This is a genomic window from Mesorhizobium sp. NZP2298 (genome assembly GCF_013170825.1).
Lineage (GTDB): Bacteria > Pseudomonadota > Alphaproteobacteria > Rhizobiales > Rhizobiaceae > Mesorhizobium.
This window is the reverse complement of sequence record NZ_CP033365.1, coordinates 6,274,945-6,287,221: the sequence shown is the minus strand read 5'-3', so window position 1 is coordinate 6,287,221 and position 12,277 is coordinate 6,274,945. Positions and strand designations below refer to the sequence as shown.

The following is a 12,277-nucleotide window of genomic DNA, read 5'->3' as shown; positions in this document are numbered from 1 at the left end:
CCATTGTGCACTGCACACTGGGCCAAAGCCATGCCTTCTGGGCATTGGACAAATTGTCCAATGTCACCGCACCGCGGCGAGCAGTAGCCCTTGATTGATACCGCACTGCAACATGAACCGTTGCCGCGGTCCATCGAGGGCAGCGTTTGATGAAACGATTTGGAGCCTTGCTTCTGTTCCCCCTGGCCGGGTTGTTGAGCGGCTGCGATCTGGTCGTGCTCGCGCCCGCCGGCGATGTCGCGGTCCAGCAGCGCGACCTGCTCGTGGTCTCGACCCTGCTGATGCTGGTCATCATCGTGCCGGTCATGGCGCTGACCGTTTTTTTTGCCTGGCGCTACCGGCAATCCAACGCCTCGGCGACCTACGCGCCGGACTGGGACCATTCGACGAAACTGGAATTGGTGATCTGGGCTGCGCCCCTGCTGATCATCATATGTCTCGGGGCGCTGACCTGGCTCGGCACGCACCTGCTCGACCCATACCGCCGGATCGACCGGATCGAGCCCGGCCAGCCGGTCACGCAGAACCACAAGCCGCTCAAGGTTGAGGTCGTGGCGCTCGACTGGAAATGGCTGTTCATCTATCCAGACTACGGCATCGCCTCCGTCAACGAACTGGCGGCGCCGGTCAACCAGCCTATCGACTTCCGCATCACCTCGTCGGCGGTGATGAACTCCTTCTACATTCCGGCATTGGCCGGGCAGATCTATGCCATGCCCGGCATGGAAACGAAGCTGCACGCCGTCATCAACCGACCGGGCACCTATAGCGGCTTCTCGGCCAATTACAGCGGCGCCGGCTTTTCGGGGATGCGCTTTGCCTTCCACGGCCTGTCCGACGAGGCTTTCGACCAGTGGGTGGCGCAGAGCAAGACAGCCTCGGCGGCGCTCAACCGCGAGAACTATCTCGAACTCGAAAAGCCGAGCGAGAACGAGCCGGTCCGCCACTATGCCTCCGTCGATCCCGACCTTTACGGCGCCATCCTCAACCTGTGTGTCGAGCGCGGCAAGATGTGCATGAACGAGATGATGTCGATCGATGCCAAGGGTGGCCTTGGTCTTGCCGGTGTCCGCAACACGCTGCCGCTGCAATACGACAAGCTCGCCCGGCGCGGCGCGGTGTTCGGGAACGATCCGTCCTATGTCGCCAGCATCTGCACGGCGGAGGAAGCGGCTGCCGCGGCACGCGCCGCCAGCGACGCCACGCAGACGGATTGGCCGGCGAAGGATCTTTCCCCGCTGCGCGGGGCGGGACTGCTCAGGCCCGGGACCGAGAGCCGTCGCGCCGAGGCGGATACGCCGTCGCTTGGCCTGTTGCGGCGGGAATTGTGAGAGATAGCCGATGCCCGATACGCTGACCAAGTTCATCTTCGGCCGTCTCACCTGGGACTCGCTGCCGCTGCACGAGCCGATCGTCGTGGCCACCTTCATCGCGGTGGCGCTTGGCGGCATCGCCCTTTTTGGCGCGATCACCTATTTCAAGCTGTGGACCTATCTGTGGCGCGAGTGGTTCACCAGCGTCGACCACAAGAAGATCGGCATCATGTACATGGTGCTCGGCCTCGTCATGCTGCTGCGCGGCTTCTCCGACGCCATCATGATGCGCCTGCAGCAGGCCATCGCCTTCAACGGTTCCGAGGGCTACCTCAATTCGCATCACTACGACCAGATTTTCACGGCGCACGGCGTGATCATGATCTTCTTCGTGGCGATGCCCTTCGTCACCGGGCTGATGAACTTCGTCGTGCCGCTGCAGATCGGCGCGCGCGACGTCTCCTTCCCCTTCCTCAACAACTTCAGCTTCTGGATGACGGTCGGCGGCGCGATCCTGGTCATGGCATCGCTGTTTGTCGGCGAATTCGCCCGCACAGGCTGGCTCGCCTATCCGCCGCTCTCCGGCATCGGCTACAGTCCCGACGTCGGCGTCGATTATTACATCTGGGCGCTGCAGGTGGCGGGCGTCGGTACGACGCTGTCGGGCATCAACCTCATCTGCACGATCATCAAGATGCGCGCGCCCGGCATGACGATGATGCGCATGCCTGTCTTCACCTGGACGTCGCTGTGCACCAACGTGCTCATCGTGGCGTCCTTTCCGGTGTTGACGGCGGTGCTCGCGCTGCTGTCGCTCGACCGCTATGTCGGTACCAACTTCTTCACCAACGACTTCGGCGGCAACCCGATGATGTATGTGAACCTCATCTGGATATGGGGTCACCCGGAAGTCTACATCCTCATCCTGCCGCTGTTCGGCGTCTTTTCCGAGGTCACCTCGACCTTCTCCGGCAAGCGCCTGTTCGGCTATACCTCGATGGTATACGCCACGGTGGTCATCACCATCCTGTCGTACCTTGTCTGGCTGCACCACTTCTTCACCATGGGCTCCGGCGCCAGCGTCAATTCCTTCTTCGGCATCACCACGATGATCATCTCGATCCCGACCGGGGCGAAGATCTTCAACTGGCTGTTCACCATGTATCGCGGCCGCATCCGCTTCGAACTGCCGATGATGTGGACGGTGGCCTTCATGCTCACCTTCACCGTTGGCGGCATGACCGGCGTGCTGCTTGCCGTGCCGCCGGCGGACTTCGTGCTGCACAACAGCCTGTTCCTGATCGCGCATTTCCACAACGTCATCATCGGCGGCGTGCTGTTCGGCCTGTTCGCCGGCATTGCCTACTGGTGGCCCAAGGCCTTCGGGTTCAAGCTCGATCCGTTCTGGGGCAAGGTGTCGTTCTGGTGCTGGGTAGTCGGCTTCTGGTTTGCCTTCATGCCGCTCTACATACTCGGCCTGATGGGGGTGACGCGCCGCATGCGTGTCTTCGACGACCCTTCGCTGCAGATCTGGTTCGTCATCGCCGCCTTCGGCGCGGTGCTGATCGCCGTCGGCATTGCCGCCTTCCTGATCCAGATCTTCGTCTCCATCCGCAGGCGCGAGGCGCTCGCCGATCCGACTGGCGATCCCTGGGATGGCCGCACGCTCGAATGGTCGACGTCCTCGCCGCCTCCCGCCTACAATTTCGCCTTCACGCCTGTCGTGCGCGACAATGACGCCTGGTGGGACATGAAGAAGGCTGGCTACACCAGGCCGCTCTCAGGCTTCAGGCCGATCCACATGCCCAGCAATACCGGCACCGGCATCATCCTGGCAGCCTTCAGCGTCGCGCTCGGTTTCGGCATGATCTGGTACATCTGGTGGCTGGCGGCACTGAGCTTCGTCTGCCTCATAGCCACCGCGATCGGCCACACCTTCAACTATCACCGCGACTTCCACATTCCGGCTGCCGAGGTCACGCAGACGGAGGAGGCGAGGACGACGCTCCTCGCCGCTCAGGGCTAGGGTTCGAGCATGGCTTCGATGGCAACCGCGACCGGAACCGAACCGGTCTTTCACCTGGAAGAAGAGCATGCGCACGCCGAAGGCGGCAGCACCATGCTCGGCTTCTGGCTCTATTTGATGAGCGACTGCCTGATCTTCGCGATGCTTTTCGCGGCCTATGGCGTGCTCGGCGCCAACTACGCCGCGGGTCCGGCGCCCAAGGACCTGTTCGACCTCAATCTGGTGGCGGTCAACACCGCCATGCTGCTCTTCTCCTCGATCACCTATGGCTTTGCCATGCTGACCATGGACAAGGGCCGGATCGCGGCGACCCAAGCCTGGCTTGCGGTGACCGGCCTGTTCGGCCTGGCCTTCTTGTCCATCGAGCTCTACGAATTCGCCCACATGATCCATGAAGGCGCAACACCGCAGCGCAGTGCCTTCCTGTCGTCCTTCTTCACCCTGGTCGGCACGCACGGGCTGCATGTCACCTTCGGCATTGTCTGGCTGGTGACGCTGATGACGCAAGTCGCCCGGTTCGGCCTCATCGAAGCCAACCGCCGCCGGCTGATGTGCCTCTCGATGTTCTGGCACTTCCTCGACGTCGTCTGGATCGGCGTCTTCACCTTTGTCTATCTGATGGGGATGTTGCGATGAGCGCCCATGATCATGCCGCCGATCACGGCCACGCCCATGGCGGAGCCGCGCATGGATCGCTCAAGGGCTATCTGACCGGCTTCGTCCTGTCGGTGATCCTGACCGCCATCCCGTTCTGGCTGGTCATGACCGGCGCCCTCGACAACAAGCAGGCCACGGCGATCGTCATCATGGTCTTCGCCGCGGTGCAGATCGTGGTCCACATGGTCTTCTTCCTGCATATGAACACCGCCTCGGAGGGCGGATGGTCAATGCTGGCCTTGATCTTCACGCTGATCCTGGTCGTCATCGTGCTGACCGGCTCGCTTTGGGTGATGTACCATCTCAACGCCAACATGATGCCGGGGCTTCACGACATGCGCGAGATGCCATGAGCCCGGCGCCGGGCGCGAGGAGGACCACTATCGAGATAGGGATCGGGCAGGCTGGCATCGGCTTGTCCGCCGCGCCGCGCAGGGACGCCGGCAGGTCGCCCGCATCGCGATTTTTCCTTGTGTTGCTCGGCCTCCTCGGCGTGCTGGTGTTTGTTGGGCTCGGCATATGGCAACTGGAAAGGCGGGTCTGGAAGCTCGACCTGATCGCTCGCGTCGACCAACGTATCCATGCTCCGCTTGTCGATGCGCCTGGCCCAGGCAACTGGGACGGAATGACCGCAGCCAGCAGCGAATACAGCCATGTGCGACTGGCCGGGCGCTTTCTGGGCGGCGCCAACACGCTGGTGCAGGCGGTGACGGAGCTTGGCGGTGGCTATTGGGTGCTGACGCCCATGCGAACCGACAGCGGCTTTGTCGTGCTGGTCAATCGCGGCTTTATTCCCCAGGAGCACAAGGCCGAATTTGAACGGGAGAGCGGCGGTTTTCCGTCGCCGACCGTCGTTGACGGGTTGTTGCGCATGAGCGAGCCCGGCGGCGGCTTCCTGCGCAGCAACGATGCCGCGGCCAATCGCTGGTATTCGCGCGACGTCGCCGCCATCGCAACCGCGCGCGGGCTGACGGATGTCGCCCCGTATTTCGTCGATGCGGGAGCATCCGGTGACTGGCCGCGCGGCGGCCTGACCGTCGTGACTTTCCGCAACAGCCATCTGGTCTATGCTTTGACCTGGTTCACGCTCGCTGCGATGCTTGCCGCGGCCCTGGCCACGCCGATGATCGGTCGCCGCCGGCGGCAAGGACCGGCGAGATGAGCGTTCCGACCCAAATGCTCCGCAACGACAAATCCTTCGCGGCGGCATCCCTTGCTGGCAAGGGCGGCGCGGTCGCCAATCCCGACGCGGCGAACAGGAAGAACCTGCTCCTGCTCATCCAGCTGCGTTGGCTGGCGGTGGCGGGTCAGGTCCTCACCATTCTGGTGACGGAATACTGGTTCGATATCCCGCTTCCGTTGCCGGAGATGGCGGGCGTGGTGCTTTTCCTCGTCGGGCTGAACATCTTCAGCCTGCTCGCCCTGCGCGGTCAGCGTCCGATCAGCAACGCGCAACTGTTCGTCGCGCTCATTTTCGACATGGCGGCGCTGACGACCCAGCTTTACCTCAGCGGCGGCGCCTCGAACCCGTTCGTGTCGCTCTATCTGCTGCAGATCACGCTTGGCGCCGCGCTGCTGACACCTTGGTCCACCTGGAGCCTGGTGGCCGCCGCTTCCGCCTGCTTTGTCTTCCTCACCTTCCAGTTCCAGCCGATCGCGATCCCGCATCACGGCGGCAGCGACCTGCTTGTCCTGCATATCAGGGGCATGTTCATCTGCTTCGTGCTGGCGGCTGGCCTGATCGTGATCTTCATGACGCGCATCAATCGCAATCTGCGCGAACGTGATGCCTATCTCGCCGATCTGCGCCAGCGATCGGCCGAGGAGGACCACATTGTGCGCATGGGCCTGCTGGCGTCGGGCGCCGCGCATGAACTGGGCACGCCGCTGTCGACCATCTCCGTCATCCTCTCCGACTGGCGCCAGATGCGCAGCGTCACGCGCAACCGCGAACTTGCGGGGGACATGGCCGAAATGCAGGCGCAGATCGAGCGCTGCAAAAGCATCGTATCGGGCATCCTGATGTCTTCGGGGCAGGCGCGGGGCGAAGGCACGATCCGCACCAGCATCTGCCATTTCCTCGACGATCTTGTCCAGGAATGGCGTGTCAGCCGCCAGCCGCTCAACCTGCAATACAGCAACGATTTCGAACCCGACGAGCAGATCGTTTCCGACACGGCGCTGAAGCAGGTCATCTTCAACGTCTTCGACAACGCCCAGGAAGCATCGCAGGATTGGGTCGACGTCACCGCCGAGCGGCAGGGCGAGAAACTGGTGATTTCCGTGCGTGATCGCGGGCCGGGTTTTGACCAGGGTATACTGGCAGCGCTCGGCCAGCCCTATATGTCGAGCAAGGGACGACCGGGCGGTGGCCTTGGTCTTTTCTTGGTCGTCAACGTGGTTCGAAAGCTCGGCGGCGACTTTTCTGCGCGCAACATGGAGCAGGGCGCCTGTGTTACCCTATCGCTGCCGCTGGCGGCGCTGACCGATGGAGATGATCATGCGGCCTGATCGATCCCTGTTTATCGTCGAGGACGACGCCACCTTCGCGAAAACGCTGAAGCGCTCTTTCGAAAAGCGCGACTATGACGTCATGGTCTGCCACGGCAGGGAAGATTTGGCTCGCGCCCTCGAAACAGCCGTTCCCGCTTACGCCGTCGTTGATCTCAAGCTTGGCGCCGGGGGCTCGGGGCTGGAGTGCGTCAAGCTGCTCAGCGCTCGCGATGCTTCGATGAGGATTGTCGTGCTAACTGGCTTTGCCAGCATCGCCACGGCGGTCGAGGCGATCAAGCTCGGCGCATGCCATTATCTGGCCAAACCCGCCAACACCGACGATATCGAAGCCGCCTTCGGCCGTGCCGAGGGCGATGTTTCTGTTTCGCTGAGCAGCCGTCCCACCTCGATCAAGAATCTCGAATGGGAACGCATCCATGAAACGCTCGTCGAGACCGGCTTCAACATCTCCGAAACCGCGCGTCGGCTCGGCCTGCACCGGCGCACCTTGGCCCGCAAGCTCGAAAAACGCGTGGTGAGATAGCTCTACCATCGTTCTTCAGTGTCGTGGTCCGGCAGATCTATTCCGCAGCAAACCCAGCTAAGCCGCTGGCTTGATCCATAATTGTAGTGGGGCTGCAGCGAGGCCGGATCGTCGAACGTGCCGACATGCAGCGCTACTTCGTTGGGCGATGCGTCATAGGTCAGGCTGAGCGGCGATCCACAGGCTGAACAGAATCCCCTTTGGGCAATCGGCGATGACCTGCGGCAGTTCGGCTCCGCGCCGGTCCAGGTCAGGCTCTGAGATGGCACCCACGCCAGAACCGCGAACGCGCTGCCTGTTGCTCGCCGGCACATATCGCAATGGCAGTAGTGCACCCTTGGTTCGCTTCGAACATTGAAGCGAACCCTACCGCAGAGACATCCGCCGCTCAGCGTCATCTTGGCGGCAACCCTGAAACAGTGCGGCCCCGCGGCCCCTCCGATGGTCTCATCCGAATGCCTCCGTTCACGCAACGGAAACGTTGACCGGTTGCGTTGGTTGCTGCGGGCACCCAGGAACGAGTCCCGGCTTGTGACGTTCCAGTGTCCTGGACGGCAATGGGAGAAGTCCATGAGAAAGCGCCACCGGTCGGAGATGCCTTGATGTCGGTGCCGGGCTTGGCATATGGGCCGTTGGGTCGCGGATGCATGCACGTCTGCGTGGATATGCAGCGGCTGTTTGCCGAACCGTCGCCGTGGGCGACACCCTGGATCAGGCGTATCCTGCCGCAGATTGAGAGACTGGTCGAGACACGGGCAAAACAGACGGTCTTCACGCGCTTCCTGCCTGCGCAAAAGCCGGGGCGGGGTGTTGGTACATGGAAGCGCTACTATGAGCGCTGGGCCTCGATGGCGATCGACAATATCGGTCCGGAAATGGTCGAGCTGTTGCCGTCATTGGCTGCTTGCTGTCCGCCGGCGGCGGTCATCGACAAACATATCTATTCGCCCTGGTTTGAAGGCCGTCTTCGAGCCTTTCTGATGGAACACGAGATCGATACGCTGGTCGTCACCGGAGGTGAAACCGACGTGTGCGTCCTGGCCACGGTGCTCGGCGCCATCGATTTCGGCTATCGTGTTGTGCTCGTCACGGACGCGCTGTGCAGTTCTTCCGATGCAACGCATGAAGCCTTGCTCACCGTCTATCACCAACGTTTTGCGCAGCAGGTCGAAACGGTCGAGATGGAGACGGTTCTTTCGAACTGGACTTGATGGCACCAGGCGTCGAGGAGGCAGAAGCCTCAGGTGCTTCTTCGCGCGAACTCGGATACCTATCTGTCGAGACAGGACAGACAGCGGAACAGGCAACAGACTTGGCGCAACGATCGGGCAGTGCTGATCTTCCACTTCACGGCGGGCGCGTGCCGAAATGGCTGGGCGACCGCATGACGCGTCTCGGCGCCGTCATGTGCGAGGCGATCATTCATCACTATGGTCGCAATGAGCTGCTAAGGCGGCTTGCGCATCCTTTCTGGTTCCAGTCCTTCGGCGCCGTGATGGGCATGGACTGGCATTCCTCCGGCATCACGACCAGCGTCGTCGGCGCCTTGAAACGCGGTCTGACGCCGCTGTCGGGCGAACTCGGCATTCATGTCTGCGGCGGCCGTGGCGCGCATTCGCGCAAGACCCCGCATGAACTCGCCGTCATCGGCGAGCGGATCGGCTTCGACGGAGCACGCCTGGCAACCGTCAGCCGGCTGGTCGCCAAGGTGGATAGTGCCGCTGTTCAGGATGGCTTCGACCTCTACCTGCACGGCTTCATCGTCACCGATGACGGCGACTGGGTGGTGGTGCAGCAAGGCATGAATGGCGACAGCAAGGTGGCGCGCCGCTACCATTGGCTGTCCGAGGGTCTGAAGAGTTTTGTCGATCAGCCGCACGCCGCGATCGAGGGCGCCAACCAGGGCGACATCGTCAATCTGACCGACCATCGCGCCGAGGCCTCGCGTCAGGGACAGCTGGATCTGCTCCACGACCTTGGGCCCGACCGCATTCTGCGCGAGTTCGCTGCCTTGGACCCCGGCACCGCATCCGCTCCCGAGCAGCCTCTGCTGCCGCATCTGGTCATGCCGGCCCACCATGATGTCCGCGAAAGCGATGTCGTGATGCGTCGTCTTCATGGGAACATGGCGGCCGCCGCCGAACGCGGCCCGGAGGATTTTTCCGAGCTTTTGCTGGTTCCCGGCGTCGGCGCGCGCACGGTGAGCGCGCTGGCCCTCGTCGCCGAAGTGGTGCATGGCGCGCCGTGCCGTTTTTCCGATCCCGGCCGGTTCTCGCTGGCACATGGCGGCAAGGACAGGCACCCGTTCCCAGTTCCGCTCAAGGTCTATGACGAAACAATCGGCGTGCTGAAGTCGGCCGTGCAAAAGGCCAAGCTTGGTCGTGAGGAAGAAGTCGGCGCGCTGAGGCGGCTCGACGATCAGTCGCGGCAGGTCGAGCGATACGTCACCGGCCCCAGCCTGAAGGAAATCATCGCCGGCGAATTCGACCAGTCGCATCTGCTTGGCGGCCGCAGTGTCTTTGGTTGGGAACCGGCGCCGGACAAGGCGCCGGCGGAACACAACAAGACGGCATGAGGCCAGGCTGCCCTCTGCTGTCCGAACTCGAAAATCACTCGTTCAGATCGATCAACGCCACGCCCAATTCCGGACGTCTGCCGCGGCGCAGGTGGCCGGGAGCCTCCACCAGGGTCATTTCGAGCGTCGGTTGCACGATGGCCTCGAGCAGGTGCCCGCCGCGGGTCGTGCCGTCGCTCAATCCCAGCACCGTATGGATGTGGAGGCTGGGCTTGCCGTCGTCGCCCGGCGCCACATCGCCGATAGCGCTCAGCACTTCGCATTGTTCATCGATCGGGATTTTGCGGCAGGTCTTCGCATTGGGGTCGAACCAGCCCACGATCGCTCTTTCAAAGGCGCCGATCGCTGTCAGGGAAGCACTGCCGACCCCTTGGTCGATCGCGAAGGAGGTCACCGCGCCGAACGCTTCCTCGCCGGGGTCGAGCACCACGACGAAAGTTCGCTGTCCGCTGGTCTCGTTGACGAGTCGCTATTTCATGCCCGTGCTCTCATCGTGGCGGCCTTTCAAGACAAGCCAAACGGGTGGTCGTCGAGATCAATGGGCGTGATGCTCGGCATTCCGCTTGCGCGTTGCCGCGGCTTTCCTCGCCGATTCCGACCGGCTTGTGGCGGAGCGTGAGGCCGATGCCTTGCCGCCGCTCGTGCCGCCCTTGTGTGCGGCCGGGTGACCGGTGTGCTTGCCGCGCCCGGAGCCGCCTTCCTTCTTGCCGCCGCCGTCATCCTTGTTGACGGTGGCCCAGGCACGGCGTTCGGCCTCTTTCTCCGAGACGCCGCGGTTCTCGTAGCCTTCCGCAATATGGTCGGCTTTGCGTTCCTGCTTGTCGGTGTACTTCGATTTGTCGCCTCGTGGCATGGCCGTGTCTCCTGTTGAACAGGGTCTGAACGTGAAGCCGACGGGTGAGTTCCAAGCGATGCCTGAAAAGCGCATGAACAGGCAGGGCAGACGCGTCGCGCGCTAGTCTTCCGGTGCCGTGGCGGGAGCCGTGTAGCGGCGGCGCACTGCATCCAGCACACGCTTGCGGCTCTCCTCGGCCGAGAGCTTTTTATCGTTCTCAGCCTCGGAGGTTTCCCGCGCCAGATCCTTGTCCCTGATCTGATTGCGGAACCATTTGGAATAGTCGCCGGCACGCAGGTGGAACTCCCAGGTTTTGTCGTCGATGCCCTCGGCGATCTGAGCGAAAATCATCAGATTGTGGGCTCTGAGATTCATCGCATTGTCGGGGCCGTGGAAATAGAAACTGCCCGCCTCATCGAGTTGCCCTTCGGCATATTTGCGGCTGTGTCGCTTGAGCGATTGACGCGGTTCGATAACCTTGACCTTGGCAATCTTCTTGCGCTTCTGCGGTCGCCAGAACAGCACGCGCTCGCCCTTGGGCGAGGCCACGTCCTTTGGCGGGTCGATGCCAGTCTCGTGGCAGAAGGCCTTGACGACATCCTTCGCCTTCGGGCCTAGAGCGATGATGGCGGTCACTAGGCGCAGCGCGTCGGTCGAGATCGCTTCGGGATGCACTGTGATCAGAACCGTGCCCGGCAATTCCAGGGACAGGACCGCGCGTGTATCGTCGCGCCGCTTGGGCAGAAGATGGTGCGCTTCGTCGATGACGAGCCAGTGCGGCCTTGCCGTTCGACGCCGAAAACTGCCGAGCCCGGGCAGCAGGTCGGCGAAGAAGTCCGGCCGTTCATTGACGCGCAGCGCCAGCCCGTTGACGACGACATTGCTGTCGGCTTTCTCGATGAGGTCCAGCACTTGTGCCTTGGTCGGCGCGCTCGAGCCGTCGCCCAGACGCACGGCGCCTTCGAGCCCGTCATAATCGCCCTCGGGATCGAAGATGCAGAATTGAAACCCGCTCTCGACGAAGCGTTCCGTGAGCGCGGTGGCCAGGGTGGATTTGCCGATGCCGGAACTGCCGGCGATGAGGACCGTGTCGGTTGGCGACAGATAGATATCGTCGCCGCCGGCGGAGCCGAGCACGATGCCGTCATGCCGCCTTGGCAGGATGTCATGATCGCGCTTGATCAGTCGGTCGACCAGTTCCTCCACGCCTTTCCCGCGTGCGCCCCGCGTGACCAGGTCCGCAGTGGCCTTGACCGCGGGAATTGCATTGTCGACGGCGACGCTGCAGCCGCAGGCCTTCAGGAAAGCATGGTCATTCTCGGCGTCGCCGACACCGACCACATTGTGTGGCGACAGCCGGAGATCCTGCAGTGCCGCGGCCAGCCCGGTGGCCTTGTTGATGCCGCTCGGCAGGATCATCACCGCGCCCTTGTTGAAGATGATTTCCAGTCCGAGCCCCATCTTCTTGATGATTTCGAGCACCGTTGCCTGATGCGGCTCCCAGGTGGCGACGATCGACCGGCCAACCGAAAGCGGCTTGACGCCCTGCTTCTTCAATCTGGCGACGAATTTAGGATCGGGCGATGGCGAGATCACCCGCTCTTCCTCACTTGCCGGCGTGTAGATCAGCGCTCCATTCTCGGCGACCACCTTGTCGAACAGGCCGATCTCGGGAAAGACGCGCTTGAGGTCGGGCAGTTCGCGCCCCGTGACGAGCACCAGCTTGCGGCCGCTTTTCTTGAACCGCTCCAAGGAGGACAGCGTCTTCCTGGAGACGATCCCGTCATGCGCCAGCGTGCCGTCGTAATCCGTCGCCAATGCGATGAAATACATC

The 12,277-nt window shown here is 62.7% G+C and carries 13 protein-coding genes; 9 read left to right on the top strand and 4 right to left on the bottom strand.

The features are described 5' to 3' along the window. Window positions 1-149: 149 nt before the first annotated feature. From cyoA to EB231_RS30130, 7 genes are read left to right on the top strand one after another with little or no spacing between them, the layout of a single operon-like run. Complete coding sequence (cyoA, locus tag EB231_RS30160) at window positions 150-1,331, top strand: ubiquinol oxidase subunit II (protein WP_172352060.1); 1,182 nt, start codon at window positions 150-152, stop codon at window positions 1,329-1,331. A gap of 10 nt (window positions 1,332-1,341) precedes the next feature. Then, the gene (cyoB, locus tag EB231_RS30155) at window positions 1,342-3,339 is read left to right on the top strand and encodes a cytochrome o ubiquinol oxidase subunit I (RefSeq protein WP_172352059.1); all 1,998 of its coding nucleotides are present in this window, start codon (window positions 1,342-1,344) and stop codon (window positions 3,337-3,339) included. A gap of 18 nt (window positions 3,340-3,357) precedes the next feature. After that, a complete protein-coding gene (cyoC, locus tag EB231_RS30150) occupies window positions 3,358-3,975 on the top strand; it encodes a cytochrome o ubiquinol oxidase subunit III (RefSeq protein ID WP_445299333.1) in 618 nt (205 codons plus the stop codon). After that, window positions 3,972-4,349, top strand: a complete 378-nt coding sequence (gene cyoD / locus EB231_RS30145) for a cytochrome o ubiquinol oxidase subunit IV (protein ID WP_172352057.1) — start codon at window positions 3,972-3,974, stop codon at window positions 4,347-4,349. The genes cyoC and cyoD overlap by 4 nt, the downstream gene beginning before the upstream one ends. Next, complete coding sequence (locus EB231_RS30140; protein ID WP_172352056.1) at window positions 4,346-5,158, top strand: SURF1 family protein; 813 nt, start codon at window positions 4,346-4,348, stop codon at window positions 5,156-5,158. Before cyoD ends, EB231_RS30140 begins: the two co-directional genes overlap by 4 nt. Next, window positions 5,155-6,507 (top strand): ATP-binding protein, encoded by a 1,353-nt coding sequence (locus EB231_RS30135; protein ID WP_172352055.1) that lies wholly within the window; start codon window positions 5,155-5,157, stop codon window positions 6,505-6,507. The genes EB231_RS30140 and EB231_RS30135 overlap by 4 nt, the downstream gene beginning before the upstream one ends. Then, window positions 6,497-7,033, top strand: coding sequence for a response regulator transcription factor (locus EB231_RS30130; protein WP_056570570.1), 537 nt, complete (start codon window positions 6,497-6,499; stop codon window positions 7,031-7,033). The genes EB231_RS30135 and EB231_RS30130 overlap by 11 nt, the downstream gene beginning before the upstream one ends. Before the next feature lie 2 nt (window positions 7,034-7,035). Here EB231_RS30130 and EB231_RS35755 read toward each other — a convergent pair whose 3' ends face one another. Further along, the gene (locus EB231_RS35755; protein ID WP_172352054.1) at window positions 7,036-7,431 is read right to left on the bottom strand and encodes a GFA family protein; all 396 of its coding nucleotides are present in this window, start codon (window positions 7,429-7,431) and stop codon (window positions 7,036-7,038) included. Window positions 7,432-7,635: 204 nt separating this feature from the next. Between EB231_RS35755 and EB231_RS30120 the strand changes: the two genes are divergently transcribed. Together EB231_RS30120 and EB231_RS30115 are read left to right on the top strand one after the other, a co-directional pair. Further along, on the top strand, window positions 7,636-8,244 hold the full coding sequence (locus EB231_RS30120) for a cysteine hydrolase family protein (RefSeq protein ID WP_172352053.1): 609 nt from the start codon (window positions 7,636-7,638) through the stop codon (window positions 8,242-8,244). Between the two features lie 101 nt (window positions 8,245-8,345). Next, window positions 8,346-9,608, top strand: coding sequence for a DUF763 domain-containing protein (locus tag EB231_RS30115; RefSeq protein ID WP_172352052.1), 1,263 nt, complete (start codon window positions 8,346-8,348; stop codon window positions 9,606-9,608). Between the two features lie 34 nt (window positions 9,609-9,642). Here the strand turns inward: EB231_RS30115 and EB231_RS30110 are convergent, their stop codons facing one another. The 3 genes from EB231_RS30110 to EB231_RS30100 form a co-directional block, all read right to left on the bottom strand. After that, window positions 9,643-10,038, bottom strand: a complete 396-nt coding sequence (locus EB231_RS30110) for a PPC domain-containing DNA-binding protein (RefSeq protein ID WP_246740768.1) — start codon at window positions 10,036-10,038, stop codon at window positions 9,643-9,645. 105 nt (window positions 10,039-10,143) lie between these two features. After that, window positions 10,144-10,461 carry a plasmid stabilization protein gene (locus EB231_RS30105; protein ID WP_172352051.1) on the bottom strand — a complete coding sequence of 106 codons (318 nt, stop codon included), beginning with the start codon at window positions 10,459-10,461 and terminating at the stop codon, window positions 10,144-10,146. A 102-nt stretch (window positions 10,462-10,563) separates the two neighbouring features. Then, window positions 10,564-12,276: an HAD family hydrolase gene (locus EB231_RS30100; protein WP_172352050.1), complete on the bottom strand. Its 1,713-nt coding sequence runs from the start codon at window positions 12,274-12,276 to the stop codon at window positions 10,564-10,566. Window position 12,277: the final 1 nt, after the last annotated feature.

Bases quoted from the DNA above. Each gene is read 5' to 3' on its own strand.
- EB231_RS30135 (WP_172352055.1), top strand. From the start codon at position 5,155: ATGAGCGTTCCGACCCAAATGCTCCGCAACGACAAATCCTTCGCGGCG.
- EB231_RS30140 (WP_172352056.1), top strand. From the start codon at position 4,346: ATGAGCCCGGCGCCGGGCGCGAGGAGGACCACTATCGAGATAGGGATC.
- EB231_RS30120 (WP_172352053.1), top strand. From the start codon at position 7,636: ATGTCGGTGCCGGGCTTGGCATATGGGCCGTTGGGTCGCGGATGCATG.
- EB231_RS35755 (WP_172352054.1), bottom strand. From the start codon at position 7,431: ATGACGCTGAGCGGCGGATGTCTCTGCGGTAGGGTTCGCTTCAATGTT.
- cyoA (WP_172352060.1), top strand. From the start codon at position 150: ATGAAACGATTTGGAGCCTTGCTTCTGTTCCCCCTGGCCGGGTTGTTG.
- cyoC (WP_445299333.1), top strand. From the start codon at position 3,358: ATGGCAACCGCGACCGGAACCGAACCGGTCTTTCACCTGGAAGAAGAG.
- EB231_RS30100 (WP_172352050.1), bottom strand. From the start codon at position 12,276: ATGTATTTCATCGCATTGGCGACGGATTACGACGGCACGCTGGCGCAT.
- cyoD (WP_172352057.1), top strand. From the start codon at position 3,972: ATGAGCGCCCATGATCATGCCGCCGATCACGGCCACGCCCATGGCGGA.
- cyoB (WP_172352059.1), top strand. From the start codon at position 1,342: ATGCCCGATACGCTGACCAAGTTCATCTTCGGCCGTCTCACCTGGGAC.
- EB231_RS30105 (WP_172352051.1), bottom strand. From the start codon at position 10,461: ATGCCACGAGGCGACAAATCGAAGTACACCGACAAGCAGGAACGCAAA.
- EB231_RS30130 (WP_056570570.1), top strand. From the start codon at position 6,497: ATGCGGCCTGATCGATCCCTGTTTATCGTCGAGGACGACGCCACCTTC.